Source organism: Rhodoluna sp. (assembly GCF_024641065.1).
GTDB lineage: Bacteria > Actinomycetota > Actinomycetes > Actinomycetales > Microbacteriaceae > Rhodoluna.
In genome coordinates this window covers 196712-219967 of sequence record NZ_JAHEDV010000001.1, presented here as the reverse complement: position 1 = coordinate 219967, position 23256 = coordinate 196712, and the positions used below count along the sequence as shown (strand labels likewise).

The window sequence follows — 23256 nt, the reverse complement described above, 5'->3', positions numbered from 1 at the left end:
CTCCACTTGAAAGTCTGCCAGTCAACCGCTGGTGTTAATGGAACATTCATCGTGTGCCGTTCAACTGTGTCGACATTTTTTATCAACACGCGGTGACGTGTTTGCCTTTACCAGTTTTTTGTTGCACACTATGCACGCTTAGAGACTTAAACGAGAGGGAAGCCAAATGGCAACCGATTACGACGCACCGCGCAAAAACGACGACGATACCGAGTCGATCGAAGCAATCAAGGAGCGAATTCCAGACAAGCTTTCTGGCGTTGTAGACGTAGACGAAGAGCATGGCGAAGGCTTTGCTCTCCCAGATGTAATCTCTGAGGATCACGACGTAGTGGTTGTGCCAGCGCAGGACGACGAATTTACTTGTTCCGAGTGCTTTATCGTGAAGCACCACTCGCTGATGTCAACGCGTAAAGGCAAGTACGGGCAAGTTTGCATCGAGTGCGAGTAATTTTTTAGTTTTTTTGATCACTTCGCTAAGGCGGAAATCAACTCATCCGGGTGCCTAGACGAGACAAGCAGGTACGGCGTTGGATCTGCAGGGTCGATCACTTTTATCTTCACCATTGTCGGAGCTGAAGCCTGAATCGCTAGAAATGCTCTTGAGTCCAAATTAGGCCCTCGCTCAGCGAACGCAGACTCCTTGCCAATAGTGATGGCTTCTCCGATGGCATCCAAAGAAATGTTTGCTTTATTGACAAGCAAAAAGCCCTCGCGAACTTGAATCAGCGGGGAATTCGCAATCATGAAGATGCAAATTAAGGCTGAAATTATCAGGCCTGCGAAAACACCAACCATTGGTGCAATTGGAAGCAACATCAGCCACAGTGTCGGTGCAACCAACAAGACGGGCAAAAACGATCCGATAGAAGGCAAGACTCGCTCGTGATACTTGAGTGCTTGGATGTTTTGCTTATCTAATTGCATCGTGTTTCTAGATTACGCTCATAAGCGTGAATAAAGACCTTCCCGTATTGATTGTTTGTAGTGACGAGTATCTACCGCTCTACTCCCAGCCTGGCGATGCTGGTGCTGACCTTCGTTCGCGAGAGAGTGTTTTGATTCCGGCTGGCGAACGCAAAACCATTCCCACCGGGGTATCGATTGCTATCCCGGATAACTTCGTCGCGCTGGTTCATCCAAGGTCTGGTTTGGCTTCAAAACATGGAATTACCGTACTCAACGCTCCAGGCACAGTCGATGCTGGTTACCGAGGTGAAATCAGCGTGACTCTCTTGAACACTGGGCAGGAGGCCTTCGAGATTTCACTAGGTGATCGAATAGCGCAGATTGTCTTCCAGCGAGTTGAGAAAGCGCGCTTTATTCGAGTAGCCAAGTTGCCTGAGAGTCATCGGGGCGATAATGGCTTTGGCTCCACCGGCAGAAAGTAACGCAGTTATGACCAATGACAATTTGTATGCATCAGATAAATCGGCACCACAGGATCGTTCTACGGGTGGTCCGCTTGACTTGACTGAGGTAAGTGCTGTTTCTCAGTACCTGGATTTCGGTTCTATTCGAATCGCGGCTCGAGATGGCCTTCAAATTCGTCTTGAGATTGACGAAGCAACAAATTCAGTTGTGGCAGTGAGTCTTGAGATCTCGGGTTCTACTCTGCAATTGCAGGCATTTGCCGCACCGAGATCTGAGGGTGTTTGGCACGAGGTTCGAGCCAACATGCAAAACGCCATTTTGGCCCAAGGTGGAGAGACTCAGGAAAGAGTTGGCTCACTTGGTCCTGAACTACTTGCCAAAATTCCTCTCTTGGATGAAAAGGGTATTGCGGCTGGATTTAAGCTGGCCAGATTCATTGGTGTGGACGGTCCAAAGTGGTTCCTGCGCGGTGTGGTCGGGGGAGCAGCGCTGCAAGATCCCAAAGCTGCCGGTGATGTGGATGCACTATTCAGGTCGGTCGTTGTTGTTCGCGGAGATGACCCTCTTCCTCCAAAAGAGCAGCTCAAACTAACGGTGCCCGGAGGTACCGTCGCCCCACCAAGAGTCATCTAGTGCCATCTGGAGTCGACAAAGCGGCCGCCGCTAGACGCCTGGGTCTTCATGAATCTGAAAGCGGCTTGTCGCTGAATAAACGCAGTCTTCTAGCAAGTGTTGGTGGGGTACTTGGAATTTTGGAATCCATCGTTCCAACACTTGTCTTCGTTGTCGTCTATTCGGCAACTTTGAATTTGGTCTTGGCTGTTGCTAGTGCGGGCGCACTTTCACTCGTGTCTATCTCGATTCAATTAGTTCGTAAAAAACCAGTCGTGCAAGCCATCGCGGGCGCTATAGGTGTAGCAATTGCAGCTTTCCTTCCACTGCGAGAGGGGGGGAAGCCGGCAGATTACTTTCTGACCGGATTCCTATGGAATGCTGTGTACATTTTTGCACTCACACTTTCGGTGATCGTCAGGTGGCCTCTAATCGGTGTGCTCGTGGGCGCATTAAACGGGATGGGTGCGGGCTGGCGAAAGCAAAAGTCTTTGTATCGCAAGGCTCAGTTGGCCACTGCAATATTTATTTCGGTCTTCTCACTCAGGCTGTTGGTTCAAGTTCCTCTGTACTTGAACGACCAAATCGCTCTTCTTGGGGTAATGCGCGTGGCCATGGGAGTGCCGCTCTACGCAATCGCGATCTGGTTTAGCTGGCTTTTGCTTCGTGGAAGCATTTCGACCCGTCAATAAGTGGTAAATTTCAAGTAGTAATGAGCTACCAAAGAAGGGGCATCCATGTCTAAAGTCAACAGTTTCGGTGCAGCTGACCTACTAAAGGTTGGATCGAAGGAATACCGAATCTTCAATCTGAACTCGGTTGATGCCAAAACCCTTCCGTACAGCCTCAAAATCCTGCTCGAGAACCTCCTACGCACCGAAGACGGCGCCAACATTACCGGTGAGCACATCAACGCTTTGGTCAACTGGGATCCAACCGCTGAGCCAGACGTAGAGATTCAGTTCACACCAGCCCGCGTGATCATGCAGGACTTCACCGGTGTTCCTTGCGTTGTTGATCTAGCAACAATGCGTGAAGCGGTAGCCGAACTTGGCGGTGACCCTAAGCGCATTAACCCGCTTGCTCCTGCTGAATTGGTAATTGACCACTCGGTTCAAATTGACGTAGCAGGCTCGCCAGATGCTTTCGAAAAAAACGTTGAATTTGAATACAACCGTAACGGTGAGCGCTACCAGTTCCTTCGTTGGGGCCAGACCGCCTTTGACGACTTCAAAGTTGTTCCACCTGGCACCGGAATCGTTCACCAGGTAAACATCGAATACCTAGCCCGTACAGTTATGGCGCGCGAAGTCGCTGGTGAACTTCAGGCATATCCTGACAGCTGTGTTGGTACTGACTCACACACCACCATGGTCAACGGACTAGGTGTGCTTGGCTGGGGTGTTGGCGGAATTGAAGCCGAGGCTGCCATGCTGGGTCAGCCGGTTTCGATGCTTATTCCAAAGGTTGTCGGTTTCAAGTTGACGGGCCAGATTTCAACCGGAGTCACTGCAACCGACGTAGTTTTGACCATCACCGAAATGCTTCGTAAGCACGGTGTTGTTGGTAAGTTCGTCGAGTTCTACGGTGCGGGCGTTTCATCTGTGCCACTGGCTAACCGAGCCACCATCGGAAACATGAGCCCAGAGTTCGGTTCTACCGCGGCAATGTTCCCTATCGACGAAGTTACGCTCGACTACCTGCGCATCACTGGTAGATCACAAGAGCAAATTGATCTCGTAGAGGCTTATACCAAGGCCCAGGGCCTTTGGCACGACGCCAACATCGAGCCGAGATTCAGCGAGTACCTAGAACTTGATTTGAGCACCGTTGTGCCTTCAATTGCTGGTCCGAAGCGTCCTCAAGACCGCATCGTTCTAAGCAAAGCTAAAGAGTCTTTCGAACAAATTCTCCCTACCTACACAGCCGAGCCTTCTAAGCCGACAGCTGTAAAGGGTCAAGAATTCGCCATGGATAACGGGCATGTTGCCATCGCGTCAATCACTTCATGCACCAACACCTCAAACCCATCCGTGATGTTGGCGGCTGGATTGGTAGCCCGCAAGGCCGTTGCTAAGGGGCTCAAGGCTAAGCCTTGGGTAAAAACCTCTCTTGCACCGGGGTCAAAAGTTGTCACCGAGTACTACAACAAGGCTGGTCTAACTGGCGACCTCGATTCCCTGGGCTTCAACCTTGTTGGTTATGGTTGTGCAACCTGCATCGGAAACTCAGGACCACTTTCTGACGAAATTTCAGAAGCAATCAACCACAACGACCTTGCTGTAACGGCCGTTCTTTCTGGCAACCGCAACTTTGAGGGTCGCATCAGCCCAGACGTAAAGATGAATTACTTGGCTTCGCCGCCGCTGGTAATCGCGTATGCCCTTGCCGGAACAATGGACTTCGACTTTGAGAAGGATTCACTCGGCGAAGACCTTTCAGGCGCTCCGGTCTACCTAAAAGACATTTGGCCAACAGCTCAAGAAGTGCAGTCTGTAATCGATGCATCTATCAACTCAGACATGTTCAAAACTCAGTACGCGGGAGTTTTCGAAGGTGATGACCGTTGGAAGTCACTGCCAACCCCAGTTGGAGCTGTTTTTGAGTGGGATGCTAAGTCAACTTATGTTCGCAAGCCGCCTTACTTTGACGGTATGAAGAAGACCCCAGACGCCGTCACCAACATCTCAGGCGCTCGAGTGCTAGCTAAGCTTGGTGACTCGGTAACTACCGACCACATTTCTCCGGCTGGTTCTATCAAGGCAGATTCACCTGCCGGTCAATACCTGGCTGAGAATGGTGTTTCGCGTGTTGACTTCAACAGCTACGGCTCACGTCGCGGAAACCACGAGGTAATGATTCGTGGAACATTCGCCAACATTCGTCTTCGCAACCAATTGTTGAATGATGTTGAAGGCGGATTCACTCGTGACTTCACCAAAGCAGATGGTCCGCAGGCGTTTATCTACGACGCCTCTAGTAACTACCAGGCTGAAGGTACCCCGCTCGTTATCCTTGGCGGAAAAGAGTACGGTTCAGGTTCATCGCGAGACTGGGCAGCGAAGGGCACAAGTCTTCTAGGCGTCCGTGCCGTGATTACCGAAAGCTTCGAACGCATTCACCGCAGCAACTTGATTGGAATGGGTGTTCTACCATTGCAGTTCCCAGCGGGGCAAAATGCTGAATCGCTTGGTTTGGATGGCACTGAGGTCTTTGATTTCACTGGTATCGATGAGCTAAACAACGGATCGACTCCAAAGACTGTTCACGTTGTAGCGAAGCCATCAGAGCACTCACCGACCGGTAAATCGGTGATCGAATTCGATGCAGTTGTTCGTATCGATACACCTGGTGAAGCTGACTACTACCGCAACGGCGGCATTCTTCAGTATGTTCTTCGAAGCCTAGTAGCTTAGGAATACTTAGCCGATTAATCGGTTGGTGAATGTATGTCTATCCTGCAGAGGGTTCAAGGTCCTGAGGACCTAAAGAAACTAAATCAACTTGAATTAGTAGCGCTCTGTGGTGAACTACGTGAGGGTTTGGTTTCGGCCGTAGCCAAAACTGGTGGGCATCTTGGTCCTAACTTGGGGGTAGTTGAGACAACGGTGGCCATTCACCGGGTGTTTGATTCACCCAAGGATCCAATCATCTTCGACACGGGGCATCAGTCGTACGTGCACAAAATGCTTACTGGCAGAAGCGATTTGAGCACTCTGCGACAAAAGGATGGCATCGCCGGCTATCCACAGCGTTCTGAGTCTGAACACGATGTAGTTGAGAGTTCACACGCTTCGTCATCGCTTTCTTGGGCAGACGGCATTTCTCGCGCATTCAAACTTTCTGGCCAGAATGATCGTTATGTTGTCGCCGTAATTGGTGACGGTGCCTTGACCGGTGGAATGGCATGGGAGGCCCTAAACAACATTTCTGACGATAACGACCGAAAGCTCGTAATTGTCGTAAATGATAACGGCCGATCTTATGCGCCTACCATTGGTGGCTTGGCACGTTATCTGAACGATGTGAGAACTGACGCAAACTATCGTCGTCTATATCGACTAAGCAAGAAACTCTTTTACAAGTTCGGCCTTATCGGTAGATTGACGTACTCAGCGTTCCGCGGTGCAGGTAAGGGCTTACTAAGCACTTTTGCTCCGAAAGGCATGTTTCCTAACCTCGACATTAAGTACATCGGCCCAGTTGACGGGCATGACCTTCAGGCTATGGAGCAGGCCCTAACTCAAGCCAAGAAATACGCGGCTCCAGTAATTGTGCACGCAATCACACAAAAGGGTCGCGGCTTTGACCCAGCGATGCTAAACGAAGATGACCAGTTTCACGCGGTTGGCAAAATCGACCCGACAAGCGGCGAGTCCCTCGAAGCTTCTTCTGGCGAGACCTGGACTTCGGTTTTTGGTGAGGAGCTCGTCAAAATTGCTGCTAAGCGCTCCGAAGTAGTTGCAATTACAGGTGCAATGTTGAAGCCGGTTGGTCTTGACGCGTTTGCTCAGGCTTATCCCGAGCGCGTATTTGACGTCGGCATTGCCGAACAGCACGCAGTTACTTCTGCGGCTGGTATGGCATTCGGTGGATTGCATCCGGTGGTTGCGCTTTATGCGACTTTCGTAAACCGAGCCTTTGATCAGGTGCTCATGGATGTTGCCCTCCACAAGGCCGGAGTAACCTTCGTTCTCGATCGCGCTGGTGTAACAGGACCCGACGGTGCCAGCCACCACGGAATGTGGGACCTCTCTGTAATGCAGGTTATTCCCGGCATCAGAATCGCTTCGCCAAGAGATGCCATTCGTTTACGTGAAGAGCTAAATGAAGCGGTAGTGATTTCAGATGCTCCAACGATGATTCGCTATTCGAAGGGCAGTGTTGGTGCAGAGATACCTGCAATCAGAAGGACCGCTGACGGCGTAGACGTCTTGCTAGAGAGTGCTTCCAAGGATGTATTGATTCTTGCTGTTGGCGCAATGGCTCGAACCGCTCTTAGAGTTGCTGAATTACTTGCGGCTCAGGGTATTGGCAGCACCGTAATTGATCCTCGATGGGTTGTGCCTGTTCCTAAGTCAGTTGTCTCGCTCGCGGCAGCACACCGCCTAGTGGTGACAATTGAAGATGGTCTAAAGGTAGGTGGAATCGGTACGCGAGTTCGCCAAGACCTTAGAGCAGCACAGGTTGACACAGCCTTAAATGAAGTTGGTCTGCCTGATGAGTTCCTTGAGCACGCAACACGTGACGAAATTCTAGATCGAGTTGGCCTCAGTGCGCAGGCTATTGCAATGGACATCGTTGCCCAGGTAGTTGGTTCGAAAGTGCCTCACGCCAAGTCTGTTGAAGTTGGCACTGGAACTGCGGCTAGACCTTCAATCAACAACTGAGTAACCTCGTTGATTTGCCACTCTCGGGCACCAAGTTTCGCAAGCTCACCGGCAACGGCTGATTCTGAAATTTCCACTGGTGGTTGCCAGCAGAGAGTCCTTATGAAGTCTGGAGTAATTAGATTCTCTTGAGGCAAGTTCAACTCAGTCGCACGAGCTGAAATCAACTCCCGGCATTGCACAAGACGAGCGTGAGCTTCAGGAAACCTACTCGGCCAAGTTCGATGATTGGGTATACCCTCTGATTTAACACGAACCGGCGGCGGGTTTCTGTCTGAATAGCCCGCTTGAACTGCACCCCACCAGGTGTCAATGTACGACCGAGATGCACGTCCGGCGAATGATTTCATCGACGACAGTTCAGGACGCGACCTTGGAGTGTCTCTCGCTACAGCAACGATAGATGCATCTGGAATTAGGCGACCAGGCGAAACATCAAGCTTTTGTGCCAGTTGTTCACGGGCAGTCCAAACGGCCTTAGCAATTGCTAGCTTTGTTGAATCTTTCACTTCGTGAAGACCTGACATTGCACGCCACTTTTCTGGATTCGGGCTCTTGGCCTTGAATTTAGCCACATGATCAAACTCTTGCGATGCCCAGTCAATTTTGTTCTCGGCCACGAGCACTTCAGCAACTGCTTCGTGCAGGTCTGGCAAGACATCGACATCCAGAGCTGCGTAATTAAGCCAGTCAGATCTAAGTGGCCTAGTGCTCCAGTCAACCGCCGAGTGTTCCTTTGCTAACCGCAAACCGAGGAGCTTTTCAGTTACTGCTGAGAGTCCAACACGTTCAAGGCCGGCGATGCGGGAGCCAAGTTCAGTGTCGAAAACGCTCGTTGGCACAAGTCCAAGTTCGCTCAGACAAGGAATGTCCTGCGTTGCGGCGTGAAGAATCCAAATGTCAGAAGAAAGCAAATCTGCCAGTTCAGTGAAATCCGCGAGATCGCTAGTAGGGCTGATTGAAATTGGATCAATCAGGAAGATAGGTGAACCTCTGCGATGCACCTGAATTAGGTAAGCACGTTGAGAGTACTTGAAGCCGGATGCTCTTTCGGCATCGAGCGCGAATGGTCCTGGGAAATTCTTGAGGATAGCAATTGCAGACCTCAATTGGTCTGTCGTCTCTACTAGAGATATTTCGCTGGCGCGGGGTTTAGCCAAAAGCGGCAAAACTGCCTCGACTTCTTCGGAGTGGTTGTTAGCGGTGGACTCTTTACTCATCTAGCACCAAATTTGCCCGATGAAACACCGGTTGGTAGCAATGGCAATCCAGAAAGAATACAAACAAGGTCTTGCCACGCCTCGAAATGACGCTCAGCCTGACTTGATAGCGGTGACCAAGAAACTCTCATTTCGAGCTCGGCATGATCGCTTTGACCACTGAGACTACCGAAGCCAGAGGAATTTATTCTTGTCACCGTGCCCGCCGGGGCTTCAAAAGTGGCCCCTCGAAAATTCAATGATTCGTTTAGCCACGCCCAGGCAACGTCGGCAATACGCTCGTCGTCTCCGATGTTTGTTTCAAGCGGTGATTTGGCAAATGAAATTACGCGAAAATTAGAGCGCCAGGCTTCTAGTTGAACTGGTTCCCAAACTAGAACAAAGCGCCCGGTTCCAAGATCGTTGTGTCCGGAAACCACTGAAGATCTGATGTCGGCGGCGAAAGCAATAGCGTTGGTGCCGATATTTGCCGGCGCATCGATCTGATCGACGATCAATTCATCCCGAATTGAAGCATGTTTGAGCGACTCGAGTGCTAGCAGAAATTCGGTCGAGGCGGCCGTTGGGGCTTCAAATTCAAACATCTATCTAAGGTTATGCAACGTGTTGGCCACCGTCCGTTGCCACGCCGCTAGAGGTTCCTGTATCAAGCACAAGGTAAGTATTTCTATCGTCTGTGTGAATCGAAAGCAGTTCTAATTGTGTGCTCAATAAATCTGACAAATCTCTCGTAACGCGTTCTGCGTGAACGCCTGTTTCATTTAGGAGTGTGAAGAAAACTCTTACTTGAGTCTGGCTCGTCAGAAGCTGTCTAAGTGAAGTTAGTCCACCCTCGAAAAGTAGTTTTGTCGGTACGGTTTCAGATAGACATATTTTGATTTGTTCAAATGGCTCCTGTGCAGTGTTTAGCAGTACTTTCCGAACGACTGTTTCGTCTTGGTTGACTAAGTCAGCCACTGAACCCCGGTGAGTGAACAAGAGATTCAGCTCGGGGGAGCGACTAGCAAGGTTGGAGTTTTTGAAGTCGAAGTTTTCGCTAAGTACCGAAACTGTTGCGAACTTTGATGAACGGTAATTCTCGGCTATAGCGGTTTTGCCGGTTGTCACTATTGCATCCGAGTGCCTGCGCATCTCTATGAGAAAGTTCCTGTCGAATTCGTTTCCAATCGACTTCGAGGTCTGGTCCTCGCCAATAGATGTGTATCCGGGAGCGAAAGCGTGAATTACATTCCAACCATGAGTCAATTGGCTCGCAATTGACTCGTATAGATCTCTGCCATTTGATAAGGCCACGTTAGTGTGACTTTTCTTTGACCTGACGTTTGATGCGCGCGAGCATAGCTCGCATGCCTCGCATACGAAGCGGAGAGACAGCGTCTGACAAACCAATTTTGGAAGGAAAGTCGTCATCAACTTCGAGTACTTCGCGCACTGAGTGACCGTCTAGAGCAGATTTCAAAATACTGGCAAAGCCGCGAGTGGTCGGTGCTTCAGCGGGTGCTGTAAAGAAGAGGCTAACGATGTCGTCTTGATCGACTTCGACAAAAAGAAAGACAGGAGATTGGCATTCCTCTACGCGCTCAAAAAGGTCTGGGTGAGACGCATATCGCTCTGGCAGTTCGGGCAAAGCATCCGAGAACTCCAAGAGGAGGTTTAGTCGGTCTTTGAGGCCGAGTGCGTTGAAATCTTCAACGATCTCTTCGAGAGCCTGCAAAACTATCTCTCACTCAGCGCGCCGGGGGCAGCGCCCTTCACGATAGGAACACCAACTAGGCTGCCCCACTCAGTCCAAGAACCGTCATAGTTTCTTACTGTCGCGAAGCCGAGCAAGTATTTCAATACGAACCAGGTGTGACTAGAGCGCTCACCAATTCGGCAATAAGCGATAACATCTTCGCCATTCTTTAGTTCGGCCTCGCCCAAGTAAATTGCTTCTAGCTCTGCGCGTGACTTGAAAACGCCGTTTTCGCCAGCCGCTCGCGACCAAGGTACAGACCTTGCCCCAGGAATATGACCGCCGCGAAGCGCGCCCTCATCTGGGTAAGCCGGCATGTGCGTGCGCTCACCGGTGTATTCCTCAGGAGATCGCACATCGATCATCGCTTGGCCAATGTGCGCAAGCACGTCGTCACGAAACGCACGAATCTTTGAGTCATCGCGGAGAACAACCGGGTAATCAGTTGGAACTACAGCTTCCACTTCGCGGGTCAGTTCGCGACCTTCAGCGATCCAGGCATCTCGCCCCCCGTCAAGCAAGCGAACATCTGGGTGACCGAACAATTTGAATACCCAAAGCGCGTATGCTGCCCACCAATTGCTCTTGTCGCCATAAATAACCACAGTGTCGTCTCGCTTGATGCCTTTTTCGCTAAGGAGCTTTGAGAAATCCTCGGCTGTAAGGTAATCGCGCAAAACCGCGTCATTTAGCTCTGTGAACCAGTCAATCTTGCGAGCAGAAGGAATGTGACCAATTTCATAAAGGAGAACGTCCTCATCGCTCTCGAGAACTACCAAGCCGTCCTTGCCTAGGTGATTTTGCAACCATTCGGTTGAAACTAGGGTCGAAGGGTCTGCATACTCGGCAAACTTTGCATTTGATTCGATTTCGATTGGCATCGATGACTCCCGCTGCTTAATTAGACTTCTAAGCGAAGACTCCTTCTAGATTAACTTGCAAAAGCTGAAGCACAAACCGATAGGTAATAATTGGCAACCGTATCTGGCACATTTATAGACCTGACGAAAGTATTTCCGAACCCATCGGTTGCTGATTTACTTGCGGAATTAGTGCCTCCACGCGAATTTGCCCTTGCAAGCCTCAATAATTACCTCCCTCACGCTGAATATGACAGTCAAGCTTTTGCGCTTAATCGTGCAAAAGCCTTCATTGGCGAGAAATCCACTCGCAGGTTATTCGCGAAGCCTGAGCCTTTGGCTCCAGGGATTTATTTGGATGGCGGATTCGGTGTTGGTAAAACTCACCTTTTGGCGGGAATTTGGCATGGTTTCAAAGGGCGCAAAGTTTTCGGAAGCTTTATTGCCTACACTTCACTGATTGGTGCCTTGGGCTTTGCCGAAGCGGTAAAGGCCCTTGCAAAGTTTGAGTTGGTCTGCATAGATGAATTTGAGCTCGATGACCCGGGTGACACGATGATGATGTCGAGATTGCTGAATGAATTAGCAAAAGGCGGCGTTCGCTTTGCCGCAACTAGTAATACGCCACCAAATGCCCTGGGTGAAGGCAGATTTGCTGCAGCCGATTTTGCAAGAGAGATTCTCGGTATCGCCGATCGTTTCGAGATGGTGCGAATCGATGGTGAAGATCACCGTCACCGACCAACCACTATCGAACCGAAGATTTTCAGTGCGCACGAATTATCCGAGTGGTTGCAGACTGGCGCGCACGACAAGACAGCTGTGAACGATTTCTCGGTATTGCTGAAGCACCTTGGAACTATTCATCCAAGTCGATACGGGCTCTTGCTTGAGTCTGTTGAATTTCTGGGAATCGAAAATGCCTACGTGTTGACTGACCAGGTTGATGCTTTGCGCTTCGTTTCGTTCGTAGACCGAGCTTATGAGGCGCAGATTCGCATTCGTGCCACCGGTATCGCTCTTACTGAAGCCTTTGCCGATTCCTATCTTTCAGGCGGCTACCGAAAGAAGTACCTTCGTGCCGTCTCGCGTATTGGCGCAATGACGAGTTAGCTTCACGTTTTACAAACACGAAACATTCTGGGCTAACTCCCGAAACTTGAGTGCGTCAAACTCTCTATTGTCACCAAGCCAATCTTGGTGCCAATTTGTTTACTTAGAGAGAGGCAAACAAGTGGATCAAGGAAACACAGCATTCGTCCTAATTTCAGCAGCTCTAGTGCTGCTTATGACGCCAGGCTTGGCGTTCTTCTATGGCGGTATGGTCAAGGCCAAGAGCGTTGTCAGCATGATGATGCTCAGCTTCGGCTCCCTCGGGCTTATCGCGGTGCTTTGGGTGCTTTACGGTTATGCAATCGCATTTGCTAACGGAGGTACTGAAGGCTTCGTTGGTATCGACGGTTGGTTCGGTATTGACACTTCATTCTTGGGACTCGAGGCTCAGGTTGCTGATGCAGCGGCCCCAACCGGAGCATTCCCGTCAATGGCGTTCGTAGCTTTCCAGGCAACCTTTGCAATCATCACCGTGGCACTTATTTCAGGTGCTATCGCTGACCGTGCAAAGTTTGGTGCATGGATGGTCTTCGCGGGCCTTTGGGCAACTATCGTCTACTTCCCGGTGGCTAACTGGGTTTTCAACTTCACTCTAGAAGATGGAAAAGTTGTTGACGGTGGCTGGATTGTTTATGGCCTAGGTGTAATTGACTTCGCCGGTGGTACCGCGGTTCACATCAATGCGGGTGCAGCAGGTCTTGCACTTGCTATCGTGCTAGGCAAGCGCTTCGGCTTCAGCAAAGGAATCACCCAGCCTCACAACGTGCCACTAACTCTGCTTGGTGTCTCTTTGCTATGGTTCGGTTGGTTCGGCTTCAACGCAGGTTCAGAGCTAGCTGCCGATGGCATCGCTTCAATCGCATTCATCAACACTCTTGCTGCTCCAGCAGCTGCAATGTTGGGCTGGATCCTTGTTGAGAAGTTCAAGCACGGAAAAGCAACCTCAATCGGTGCTGGTTCAGGCGCTGTGGCTGGTCTTGTGGCCATCACTCCGGCTTGTGCAGTGCTTGACCCAATGTATGCGATTCTGCTTGGTCTCATCGCCGGTGCCGCTTGTGCGCTAGCTGTCGACCTAAAGTTCAGCCTTGGTTTCGACGACTCGCTTGACGTAGTAGGTATCCACCTAGTCGGTGGCATCATCGGTACATTGTTCATCGGTATCTTCGGCAACGGAGTTGGCGCAGCATTCGGCTTCGGCTGGCACCAATTTGGAGCTCAGGCTCTTGGAGCCGCAGCCGTCTTGGTCTACAGCTTCGTGATGGCTCTTATCATCGGATTCATCGTCGAAAAGACCATGGGCTTCCGTGTGAAGGCAGAAGACGAAATTGCAGGCATCGACACCGTTGTTCACGGTGAAGAAGCCTATGCATTCGGTGCAGACCGCGGCTAAATAGTTAGTCGCTAAAAGGAGAGGCCGTAAGGTCTCTCCTTTTAGCGCGTTTCAAAGAAGGGCTCCAAATGATTCATCAGAACACCACAATGTTCCTCATTATTTGCTCCGCGCTTGTGTTATTCATGACACCTGGGCTGGCGTTCTTCTATGGAGGGTTGGTTCGCGCATCGAGTGTTGTCTCGATGATGATGATGAGTTTCGGTTCCCTCGGCCTAATCGGTCTTATGTGGGTGGTTTTCGGCTATGCCATAAGTTTCAGTTCTGCGGGTAGCGGCACGTTCATCGGATTCGACGGTGTTTTCGGGATAGATTTGGACAAACTTTTCCTGAATTCAGCCCTAGATGCGGCCAAAGGCGGAGATGGCTTCGAACTGAGTTTCGCTGGTTTTCAGGGAACCTTCGCTATCATTACCGTCGCCCTGATTTCTGGTGCAATTGCTGACCGTGCAAAATTCGGTTCATGGATGCTGTTTGGTGCTTTTTGGGCGGTGCTGGTTTATTTTCCGGTCGCCAGCTGGATCTTCAACTTCACTGTCGAAGGTGGAAAGATCACCGACGGCGGTTGGTTGGTCTACAACGTAGGAGTGATGGACTTCGCTGGTGGAACAGTTGTTGAGGTTGCATCTGGCGCATCGGCACTTGCTCTGGCTCTGGTTCTCGGAAAACGCTTCGGCTTCACCAAAGGCATGCACGCGCCGCACAACGTGCCACTAACCCTCATTGGTGCTGCAATCCTTTGGTTCGGCTGGTTTGGCTTCAACGCCGGCTCTCAACTGGCGGCAGATGGTGTTGCATCCTTGGCTTTCATAAACACCTTGGCCGCTCCGGTAGGTGCAATGATTAGCTGGATTGTTTACGAACAGGTAGCACACAAGAAACCGACCTCAATTGGAGCAGCCTCTGGCGCCGTAGCTGGCTTGGTTGCAATCACTCCTAGCTGTGCCTACCTTCACCCTGTTTGGGCTCTTTGCCTAGGTCTCGTTGTGGGAGTCGTTTGCGCACTAGCCATTGAGTTGAAATACACACTGGGTTTCGACGATTCGCTGGATGTCGTTGGTATTCACCTGGTTGGTGGAATTGTTGGAACCCTATGGATTGGCCTTTTTGGCACCGGTGTTGGTGCGTTCCTTGGCGCTGGGTTCGAGCAACTCGGCAAGCAGGCTATCGGTGTGGCAGTTGTTCTGGTTTATGCCTTTGTTATCAGCTATGCGCTTGGGTGGCTAATCCAAAAAACTATTGGTTTCCGAGTAAAGAGCACGGATGAAATCGCCGGAGTTGACTTAGTTCTGCACGGTGAGAATGCCTATTCCGAGTCAGATCCACGCTGGTCTTGGAAGGGCTAATTCACACATCTTGCTTGGATTTGCGCGAGGCCCAAAACATGGGTTATAGTATCTAAGTCTTCGAAAGAAGGCATGCGGATGTGGCTCAGTTGGTAGAGCACAACCTTGCCAAGGTTGGGGTCGCGAGTTCGAATCTCGTCATCCGCTCGCAGTGGGCGTAAGCCTCGCAAAGCATGGTGGAGTGGCTGAGCGGCCCAAAGCAACAGCCTGCAAAGCTGTAAACCCACGGGTTCAAATCCCGTCTCCACCTCCAAGAAATCCAGCAACAAAAATGGTCGATTGGCGCAGCGGTAGCGCACTTCCTTGACATGGAAGGGGTCACTGGTTCGATCCCAGTATCGACCACCAAATAAAAAAATCCCCCAGCCGTTTTTGGCTAGGGGATTAGTTGTTTAAAGCTATTTCAGTTTGAGAATTTCTGCAGTTCGGGCGAGGCTCCTACGCGCAGCTTCGCGGTCGCCATTCAAAGAGGAACCAAGGCTAGGAATGATTTCTTGCAGCTTTGACTGCCCCTGCTTGAATTCCGCCGGGAAACTTCGCTCTAGAACCTGCAGCATCACGTGTACAGCCGTCGAGGCGCCTGGCGAAGCTCCTAGCAAGCCTGAAATCGATCCATCGGCAGAAGCAATCACTTCGGTGCCAAATTGGAGCACGCCGCCCTTTTTTGCGTCTTTTTTGATTACCTGAGCACGTTGGCCGGCGTTTAGTAGTTGCCAATCCTGACTTTTAGCGGTTGGCATGAACTCTTTGAGTGACTCAAATTTTTTGGCCTTATTTTTAGCTAATTCGCCAACCAAGTACTTGATCAGGCCAAAGTTGCTTAAACCAACCGATATGTAAGGAATCAGATTTGAAGGTCGCAGGGACGAAGGCAAATCAAGAATCGAGCCATTCTTTAAGAATTTTGGATTCGCTGTCGCGTATGGACCGAAGAGAAGGCTGGTTTTGCCGTTCACCACTCGGGTATCCAAGTGCGGAACCGACATTGGGGGAGCGCCGACACTGGCTTGGCTGTAGACCTTTGCTCTGTGCTTAGTTATCAGGTCTGGGTTATCAGTCCGCAACCATTGACCGCCAACCGGGAAGGTGCCAAATCCCTTGGCCTCAGGAATCCCGCTAGATTGAAGCAACTTGAGGGCCCAGCCACCAGCACCAACGAACACAGTTTTGGCTTCACTGCTTTGCTGAACGCCCTGTGAATCCTTGCTAGTAACCCTCCAGTTTTCACCAACGCGTTTTACTGATGTGACCTCGGTGCTCGTCTTAACTGAAACACCTGTGGCTCCAAGCCAAGAAAATAATTGGGTAGTAATAGCTCCAAAGTCAACATCGGTTCCAGAGTCGATGAAGGTAGCCGCAATGGGCTCAGAGTTAGTTCTTCCTTCAATAAGAAGAGGTGCCCACTTGGCAATCTGCGCAGGGTCAGTTGAGAACTGCATTCCCTCGAAGAGCGGTTGGGTCTTTAGCGACTCAAATCTGCGAGCTAGATAATCAACATCCTTGGCACCGCGAACAAAAGTCATGTGCGGTGTTGAGTGAATGAAGCTCTTTGGTGCAGCGAGAATGCCCTTTTCAACCAGGTAGCTCCAGAACTGACGTGACAGCTGAAACTGCTCGTTGATCGCAATTGCCTTGGTCGGATCTGGCAGCGTGCCATCCTTGGAATCAGGCATGTAATTAAGCTCGCAAAGTGCGGCGTGCCCGGTTCCGGCGTTATTCCAGGGATTTGAACTTTCTTGAGCAACCGCATCGAGACGCTCATAAACTTCGATTGAAATGCTCGGGTTCAGCAACTTCAAGAAGGTGCCCAAAGTTGCACTCATGACGCCCGCACCGATGAGGATTACGTCAGGGTTTTTTAGCTTACTCACTTGATAAGCATAACTTCTCGGCCAGTGGCTAGACTGCGGCTCCAGGCACGATAGAACCGACAAAAGTACCAATCGCGTAGGTGATTCCCATTGTGGCTACTGAAACGATCACATTGCGAATGATGGCTTTTCCCGACTTGGCACCACCGATTTTTGCGCCAACGTATCCGGTCACAGCAAGAGAAGCAATTACCGCAGCGACAGTTACGGGAATCCGGTAGGCAACCCAAGGGCCGGTTACGGCAAGCAAAGGAAGAAGTGATCCGCCTGCAAAAGCCACGAAAGAAGATAGTGCTGCTTGGCTAGGGCTAACGTGCTGCTCAGAGTCGATACCAAGTTCTGCCTCTGCATGAGCCTTGAGGGCATCTTTTTCGGTCAGTTCTGCCGCAACTTTGGTCGCCAACTCTAGACTCAGACCTTTTTGCTCGTAAAACCAAGCCAGTTCACGCAATTCGAGTTCAGGATTATCAGCAAGTTCCTGACGTTCTTTGTCGAGGGCAGCCTTTTCAGAATCCTTTTGGGCGCTAACTGAGGTGTATTCACCACCTGCCATCGAAATTGAGCCAGCTACCAAGCCTGCAACACCGGCGATCAGAATTGCACCCGAGTCGGTGGTCGCACCCGCCACTCCCATTACAAGTCCAGCAGTTGACACGATTCCATCGTTGGCGCCAAGCACACCGGCTCTCAACCAGTTCAATTTCGCAGCCATGTTCTGACGCTGGAACTCCTGGCTGGCCATGATCTCTTCGTCAAGTTTGGCTATGTTTTGCTTGCTCATAGTCAAAATCAAAGCGCACTTCTTGGCGCGACACCAGCAAGGCATGCCTAACTTGGATGGTTAGACTTGTTGAATTCTTAGTTTCAGCGAGGTAGTAATGATTAACCTGACCGTGGATGGCATTCTTCAAGAAGGTGCTTCGGCTTCAGATGGCTTTGGGTTGTTTACATCCAAGTCAGTTGTTGCCATGCGTGTGAATGGTGAGCTTCGCGATTTGGCCCACAAGCTCGCTGACGGTGATGTCGTAGAGGGCGTTGAAATTAGCTCTGAAGACGGTCTCAACATTCTTCGGCACTCTGCCGCTCACGTTCTTGCTCAAGCTGTTCAGACCATAAACCCTGAGGCCAAGTTGGGCATCGGGCCTCCGATTCGCGATGGCTTTTATTACGACTTCGACGTTGTTGATTCATTCACTCCAGAAGACCTCAAGGCCCTCGAAAAGCAAATGGAACGAATCATCCGCTCTGGTCAGCGATTCGTTCGGAGAGTCACAAATGATGGCGATGCGCGAATTGAACTCTCTGGCGAGCTATACAAACTTGAACTGATCGGCCTAAAAGGCTCCGATCTGGGCGAGGGTAGTGCCGAAGTCGGTGCTGGGGAACTCACAATTTATGACAACGTAGACCCGCAGTCAGGTGAAACCGTCTGGCGTGACCTTTGTCGCGGTCCGCACCTGCCAAATACTCGAATGATCGGTAACGGTTTCGCCCTTACCCGCGTTGCTGCTGCCTATTGGCGAGGTAACGAAAACAACAAGCAACTTCAGCGCATCTACGGCACTGCGTGGCCTACGAAGGATGAACTTCGTGCTCATCAGGAGCGCCTCGAAGAGGCTGCCCGCCGTGATCACCGTCGCCTTGGCACTGAACTCGACCTGTTCAGCTTCCCTGAAGAAATTGGCTCGGGTCTTGCTGTTTTTCACCCGAAGGGTGGAATCATCCGTCGTGTGATGGAGGATTACAGCCGCAAGCGTCATGAGGAATCGGGGTACGACTTCGTTTATTCGCCGCACATCACCAAGTCGAATCTGTTTGAAATCTCTGGTCACCTTGGTTGGTATGCCGATGGCATGTTCCCACCGATGAAAATGGACGAAGAGATAGACGAAAACGGTGTTGTTCGCAAGCAGGGTCAGGACTACTACCTTAAGCCGATGAACTGCCCGTTCCACATTCTTATCTTCAAATCTCAGGCTCGCTCGTACCGTGATTTACCACTTCGAATGTTCGAATTCGGATCGGTTTATCGCTATGAGAAGTCAGGCGTATTGCACGGACTAACCCGTGTGCGCGGTATGACCCAGGACGACGCCCACCTGTTCGTCACGCCAGACAACATGGAGCAAGAGTTAACTGATGTCATTGGCTTCGTTCTTGGTCTCTTGCGTGACTACGGCCTCGACGATTTCTACCTTGAGCTTTCAACGCGCGAAGAGGGCAACCCAAAGTTCGTTGGCGCCGATGATATCTGGGAAAAGGCAACAGCAACTCTTCAGAAAGTTGCAACTGCCACTGGCCTAGAACTTGTTCCAGATCCGGGTGGTGCCGCGTTCTACGGCCCTAAAATTTCGGTTCAGGCGAGAGACGCAATTGGTCGCACCTGGCAAATGTCTACAATTCAGCTCGACTTTAATCTTCCTGAGCGCTTCGACCTGGAGTTCACTGCGGCGGACGGTTCAAAACAACGCCCAGTGATGATTCACCGTGCTCTCTTTGGATCAATCGAACGGTTCTTCGGTGTTCTAACCGAGCACTATGCAGGGCACTTTCCTCCGTGGCTGGCGCCTGTCCAGGTCGTAGGAATCCCGGTGGCCGATGCGTTCTCGGATTACTTGCACAGTGTTGCTGCTGAACTTCGCAAGCACGGTGTGCGAGTGATGGTAGACGACTCTGACGATCGCATGCAGAAAAAGATTCGCAATCACACTAAAGATCGCGTTCCATTCATGTTGATTGCCGGTGGCGAGGATGCTGATTCCGGAGCGGTTTCCTTTAGATTCCGCGATGGTTCTCAAGAAAACGGTGTACCTGTTGATGTTGCTATCGAGCGCATTCTCGAGGCAATCAAAACCAAGGCTCAGGTCTAGTCGTGGTTGAGCGCGGGATGGAAATGTCTTCTGATCTTCCAGGAGTTCCGAACGCGTTTCAACACCTCTGGACCCCACATCGACTGGTTTACATCCAAAATGGGCAACAACCCGCTGATGAGGACTGTCCTTTTTGCCTGGCTCCAGACAAACCTGACGAAGAAAGCTTGATTGTTTTTAGGGGAGTGCATGCCTATGCACTCCTGAATCTCTTTCCGTATAACTCAGGTCATCTACTAGTTTGCCCTTATCGACACATTTCAACTTATGATTTGGCAACACCTGAAGAAGTAGCTGAAATTGGCGCAATAACCCAACATGCAATGAAAGTTGTTCGTACTGTTTCAAAAGCACATGGATTCAACATCGGCCTGAATCAGGGTGAGGTTGCTGGTGCAGGCATTGCCTCGCATTTGCATCAACACATTGTTCCGCGTTGGGCTAACGATGCGAATTTCTTTCCGATCATCGCCGAAACTAAGGCTCTTCCGAGACTGCTTGGCGAGGTTCGAAAAGATATTGCCGAAGCCTGGTCGACTGTTTCCTAAGGTTTCATAGGTCTTCTCAATTCGGCTTAGAATTGTGAGCATGACCGAATCAAACATCTCACGTCCAAATTCTGCAACCCCTCTAGTTAAGCGCGGCCTAGCCGAGATGATGAAGGGTGGCGTGATCATGGATGTTGTTACTCCAGAGCAAGCCAAGATCGCTGAAGATGCTGGCGCAGTTGCAGTCATGGCACTCGAGCGTGTTCCTGCAGACATCCGTGCGCAGGGCGGCGTTTCACGTATGAGTGACCCTGACATGATTGACGGAATCATCAGCGCAGTTTCTATTCCAGTTATGGCAAAGGCCCGAATCGGTCACTTTGTCGAGGCCCAAATTTTGCAGTCACTCGGCGTCGACTACATCGACGAGTCTGAAGTACTCAGCCCTGCCGACTACGTAAACCACATCGATAAGTGGAAGTTCAAAGTTCCATTTGTTTGTGGTGCTACCAACCTTGGCGAAGCGCTTCGACGCATCACCGAAGGTGCGGCAATGATTCGATCGAAGGGCGAGGCTGGCACCGGTGACGTTTCTGAAGCCATGAAGCACATTCGCACCATCAACGGTGAGTTGCGCGCGCTTGCAGCAAAGACTGAAGACGAGCTTTATGTTGCTGCCAAAGAACTTCAGGCGCCTTACGAGTTGGTTCGCGAGGTTGCTTCAACCGGCAAACTACCAGTGGTTATGTTTGTAGCTGGTGGTGTAGCGACTCCGGCAGACGCGGCTCTCATGATGCAAATGGGTGCTGATGGCGTATTTGTTGGCTCAGGGATCTTCAAGTCAGGTAACCCTGCAGAGCGGGCCAAGGCAATCGTTAAGGCCACAACCTTCTACAACGACCCAGATGTATTGGCACAGGTCAGCCGTGGTCTTGGCGAAGCAATGGTTGGCATCAATGTGACTGACCTTCCTGCACCACACCGTCTTGCCGAGCGCGGCTGGTAATTGGTGCTTCCACTCGGAATTCTTGCTCTGCAAGGAGATTTTCGAGAGCACGGTTACACCCTCGACGCCATCGGCGTTGAGTCACGGCAAGTTCGAACACTTAGTGACTTGGAGTCTGTCGCGGGCTTGATTATTCCCGGCGGAGAATCAACCGTTATTGCCAAACTCGCCAGAGCGTATGACTTACTCGAACCTATCCGAGAGAAAATTGCCAATGGTTTTCCAGCATTTGGCACCTGCGCGGGGCTGATTCTCTTAGCTGATGAAATTCTTGACGGAATTGAAGGCCAAGAGTCATTTGGTGGCCTAGATGTTTCAGTGAGACGAAACGCATTTGGTAACCAGCTTGACTCCTTTGAAGCTGAGTTGGACTTTGTTGGCATCCCTGGCGAGCCAGTCAAGGCGGCATTCATCCGTGCACCAATTGTTGAATGGGTAGGCAGCGATGTTGAAGTATTGAGCGCGTTGCCTGATGGGCGCATTGTTGCTGTGCAAAACGATCATGTTCTTGGTCTTTCTTTTCACCCCGAAGTTACCGGTGAAACCAGAATCCATCAGCATTTTGTCAGCATGGTAAAACGGTCTAACTAACCGCGCTGATAAACTCAAAGAAAACTTCACCGCTTTAGGAGCACTATGTCCGGCCACTCCAAATGGGCTACAACCAAACACAAGAAGGCTGTAATTGACGGTCGCCGTGCAAAGTTGTTCGCCAAGCTTATTAAGAACATTGAAGTGGCTGCGCGTTTGGGCGGTCCAGATCTCGACGGAAACCCAACTCTTTACGATGCAGTTCAAAAGGGTAGAAAGAGCTCGCTTCCGAACGACAACATTGAACGTGCAATCAAGCGTGGCTCAGGTGTTGGTGCCGACGCCGTCGAGTACCAGAACATCATGTACGAGGGCTATGGCCCTAACGGTGTAGCAATTCTTATTGAATGTCTGACCGACAATAAAAACCGTGCTGCCGCCGAAGTTCGTCTTGCTGTTTCACGCAATAACGGAACCATGGCAGACCCTGGTTCAGTTTCCTATCAGTTCAGCCGCAAGGGAATCATCCTCGTAGCCAAGAACGAATCAGCCACTGAGGATTCAATCCTTGAAGCTGTTCTAGAAGTTGGAATTGACGACCTAGAGGACCGCGGTGAGCAGTTCGTGATTACGACTGATCCAAGCCTCATGGTTGCTGTTCGCTCGGCTTTGCAAAGTTCAGGTATTGACTACGAAAGCGCCGACGTCGAATTTGTGTCGTCAATGCCTATTCAGGTTGATGCTGACACTGCGCGCAAGGTTATTGCACTAATCGATGCACTTGAAGACTCGGATGAAGTGCAGAACGTCTATTCGAACTTTGACTTGTCGCCTGAGGTTCTGGCCGAGCTAGAGCAGGAATAACCGTTGAGCAACCGGATTCTGGGAATCGACCCCGGACTCACCCGGTGCGGCGCGGGCATCATTGAGCTATCAAACGCTCGTAAAGTCTCATTCGTTGACGTTCATACTTTTCGAAGTTCTCCTGAAATCGACTTGGCTGCGCGCGTGGGTTCAATTGCGTCGTCAATCGAGCAACTCATAGTCAGCCATAAGCCATCGGTAATCGCCATCGAACGTGTTTTCTCGCAGAGCAATGTTCGGTCGGTCATGGGCACTGCACAGATCAGCGGAGCAGTCCTATTCCTGGCCCACAAACATTCAATCCCAGTGGCTTTGCACACACCTACGGAAGTGAAGGCTGCCGTCACGGGCTCAGGTCGTGCAGACAAAGCCCAGGTCGGATTCATGGTTGCGAAGATTCTGGGCCTCGCTGAGGTGCCTAAACCGGCAGATGCAGCCGACTCGCTGGCTATAGCTATTTGCCACGCCTGGCGATCATTCGATGCCAAGGTGCAATCTGGAGCCGTCGGCACAACCGCTGCCCAAGCAGCATGGCACGCTGCCATCAAAAGCGCCTCCAAAAATAAGTAAGAAGTTAGTCTGTATA

23 protein-coding genes and 3 tRNA genes are annotated in these 23256 nt (G+C 50.9%); 18 read left to right on the top strand and 8 right to left on the bottom strand.

Annotated elements, in window-relative coordinates; all coding sequences use genetic code 11:
• Positions 1-166: 166 nt before the first annotated feature.
• Positions 167-451: a DUF4193 family protein gene (locus tag Q0L26_RS01065; protein ID WP_296646229.1), complete on the top strand. Its 285-nt coding sequence runs from the start codon at positions 167-169 to the stop codon at positions 449-451.
• 17 nt (positions 452-468) lie between these two features.
• Here the strand turns inward: Q0L26_RS01065 and Q0L26_RS01060 are convergent, their stop codons facing one another.
• Entirely contained in the window at positions 469-927 is a 459-nt protein-coding gene (locus Q0L26_RS01060) for a DUF3093 domain-containing protein (RefSeq protein ID WP_296646227.1), read from the bottom strand.
• Between the two features lie 26 nt (positions 928-953).
• Here Q0L26_RS01060 and dut point away from each other — a divergent pair, with 26 nt between their 5' ends.
• Genes dut through dxs form a run of 5 tightly spaced genes read left to right on the top strand, consistent with a single transcriptional unit; the run spans position 954 to position 7376 of the window.
• Complete coding sequence (gene dut, locus Q0L26_RS01055; protein WP_296646224.1) at positions 954-1391, top strand: dUTP diphosphatase; 438 nt, start codon at positions 954-956, stop codon at positions 1389-1391.
• 7 nt (positions 1392-1398) lie between these two features.
• Positions 1399-2007 (top strand): DUF3710 domain-containing protein, encoded by a 609-nt coding sequence (locus Q0L26_RS01050; protein WP_296646222.1) that lies wholly within the window; start codon positions 1399-1401, stop codon positions 2005-2007.
• The gene (locus Q0L26_RS01045) at positions 2007-2678 is read left to right on the top strand and encodes a DUF3159 domain-containing protein (RefSeq protein ID WP_296646219.1); all 672 of its coding nucleotides are present in this window, start codon (positions 2007-2009) and stop codon (positions 2676-2678) included. The genes Q0L26_RS01050 and Q0L26_RS01045 overlap by 1 nt, the downstream gene beginning before the upstream one ends.
• Positions 2679-2723: 45 nt before the next feature.
• Positions 2724-5402 carry an aconitate hydratase AcnA gene (gene acnA / locus Q0L26_RS01040; RefSeq protein ID WP_296646216.1) on the top strand — a complete coding sequence of 893 codons (2679 nt, stop codon included), beginning with the start codon at positions 2724-2726 and terminating at the stop codon, positions 5400-5402.
• A 33-nt stretch (positions 5403-5435) separates the two neighbouring features.
• Entirely contained in the window at positions 5436-7376 is a 1941-nt protein-coding gene (gene dxs, locus Q0L26_RS01035; RefSeq protein ID WP_296646214.1) for a 1-deoxy-D-xylulose-5-phosphate synthase, read from the top strand.
• Here dxs and Q0L26_RS01030 read toward each other — a convergent pair.
• The 5 genes from Q0L26_RS01030 to Q0L26_RS01010 form a co-directional block, all read right to left on the bottom strand.
• The gene (locus Q0L26_RS01030) at positions 7316-8596 is read right to left on the bottom strand and encodes an HRDC domain-containing protein (protein ID WP_296646212.1); all 1281 of its coding nucleotides are present in this window, start codon (positions 8594-8596) and stop codon (positions 7316-7318) included. The genes dxs and Q0L26_RS01030 overlap by 61 nt on opposite strands.
• On the bottom strand, positions 8593-9180 hold the full coding sequence (locus tag Q0L26_RS01025; RefSeq protein ID WP_296646210.1) for a DUF3000 family protein: 588 nt from the start codon (positions 9178-9180) through the stop codon (positions 8593-8595). Before Q0L26_RS01025 ends, Q0L26_RS01030 begins: the two co-directional genes overlap by 4 nt.
• 10 nt (positions 9181-9190) lie before the next feature.
• The gene (locus Q0L26_RS01020) at positions 9191-9703 is read right to left on the bottom strand and encodes a hypothetical protein (RefSeq protein WP_296646207.1); all 513 of its coding nucleotides are present in this window, start codon (positions 9701-9703) and stop codon (positions 9191-9193) included.
• 187 nt (positions 9704-9890) lie between these two features.
• A complete protein-coding gene (locus Q0L26_RS01015; RefSeq protein WP_296646204.1) occupies positions 9891-10310 on the bottom strand; it encodes a SufE family protein in 420 nt (139 codons plus the stop codon).
• 2 nt (positions 10311-10312) lie between these two features.
• Positions 10313-11212: a sulfurtransferase gene (locus Q0L26_RS01010; RefSeq protein WP_296646202.1), complete on the bottom strand. Its 900-nt coding sequence runs from the start codon at positions 11210-11212 to the stop codon at positions 10313-10315.
• A gap of 90 nt (positions 11213-11302) precedes the next feature.
• Here Q0L26_RS01010 and zapE point away from each other — a divergent pair, with 90 nt between their 5' ends.
• From zapE to Q0L26_RS00980, 6 genes are all read left to right on the top strand, one after another.
• A complete protein-coding gene (zapE, locus tag Q0L26_RS01005; protein ID WP_296646201.1) occupies positions 11303-12304 on the top strand; it encodes a cell division protein ZapE in 1002 nt (333 codons plus the stop codon).
• A 121-nt stretch (positions 12305-12425) separates the two neighbouring features.
• Positions 12426-13694 carry an ammonium transporter gene (locus Q0L26_RS01000; protein ID WP_296646199.1) on the top strand — a complete coding sequence of 423 codons (1269 nt, stop codon included), beginning with the start codon at positions 12426-12428 and terminating at the stop codon, positions 13692-13694.
• A 68-nt stretch (positions 13695-13762) separates the two neighbouring features.
• Entirely contained in the window at positions 13763-15040 is a 1278-nt protein-coding gene (locus Q0L26_RS00995; protein ID WP_296646197.1) for an ammonium transporter, read from the top strand.
• A gap of 74 nt (positions 15041-15114) precedes the next feature.
• Positions 15115-15187: transfer RNA gene (locus Q0L26_RS00990), tRNA-Gly, on the top strand.
• A gap of 28 nt (positions 15188-15215) precedes the next feature.
• Positions 15216-15293 (top strand) — tRNA-Cys (locus Q0L26_RS00985).
• Positions 15294-15313: 20 nt separating this feature from the next.
• Positions 15314-15388: transfer RNA gene (locus Q0L26_RS00980), tRNA-Val, on the top strand.
• 50 nt (positions 15389-15438) lie between these two features.
• Here Q0L26_RS00980 and mqo read toward each other — a convergent pair.
• Both mqo and Q0L26_RS00970 read right to left on the bottom strand, forming a co-directional pair.
• Positions 15439-16911: a malate dehydrogenase (quinone) gene (mqo, locus tag Q0L26_RS00975; protein ID WP_296646193.1), complete on the bottom strand. Its 1473-nt coding sequence runs from the start codon at positions 16909-16911 to the stop codon at positions 15439-15441.
• Positions 16912-16939: 28 nt separating this feature from the next.
• Positions 16940-17692 (bottom strand): VIT family protein, encoded by a 753-nt coding sequence (locus Q0L26_RS00970; RefSeq protein WP_296646190.1) that lies wholly within the window; start codon positions 17690-17692, stop codon positions 16940-16942.
• 187 nt (positions 17693-17879) lie between these two features.
• On the opposite strand from Q0L26_RS00970, the gene thrS reads away from it, so the two are divergent.
• The 6 genes from thrS to ruvC are packed head-to-tail and all read left to right on the top strand — an operon-like array spanning position 17880 to position 23240.
• Positions 17880-19781 carry a threonine--tRNA ligase gene (gene thrS, locus Q0L26_RS00965; protein ID WP_296646719.1) on the top strand — a complete coding sequence of 634 codons (1902 nt, stop codon included), beginning with the start codon at positions 17880-17882 and terminating at the stop codon, positions 19779-19781.
• Positions 19782-19798: 17 nt separating this feature from the next.
• Entirely contained in the window at positions 19799-20329 is a 531-nt protein-coding gene (locus Q0L26_RS00960; RefSeq protein WP_296646716.1) for an HIT domain-containing protein, read from the top strand.
• A 40-nt stretch (positions 20330-20369) separates the two neighbouring features.
• Positions 20370-21275, top strand: a complete 906-nt coding sequence (gene pdxS, locus Q0L26_RS00955) for a pyridoxal 5'-phosphate synthase lyase subunit PdxS (protein WP_296646187.1) — start codon at positions 20370-20372, stop codon at positions 21273-21275.
• 3 nt (positions 21276-21278) lie between these two features.
• Positions 21279-21866: a pyridoxal 5'-phosphate synthase glutaminase subunit PdxT gene (pdxT, locus tag Q0L26_RS00950; RefSeq protein WP_296646714.1), complete on the top strand. Its 588-nt coding sequence runs from the start codon at positions 21279-21281 to the stop codon at positions 21864-21866.
• Positions 21867-21911: 45 nt separating this feature from the next.
• Entirely contained in the window at positions 21912-22670 is a 759-nt protein-coding gene (locus Q0L26_RS00945) for a YebC/PmpR family DNA-binding transcriptional regulator (protein WP_296646184.1), read from the top strand.
• A 3-nt stretch (positions 22671-22673) separates the two neighbouring features.
• The gene (ruvC, locus tag Q0L26_RS00940; RefSeq protein ID WP_296646182.1) at positions 22674-23240 is read left to right on the top strand and encodes a crossover junction endodeoxyribonuclease RuvC; all 567 of its coding nucleotides are present in this window, start codon (positions 22674-22676) and stop codon (positions 23238-23240) included.
• The last annotated feature ends 16 nt before the right edge of the window (positions 23241-23256 follow it).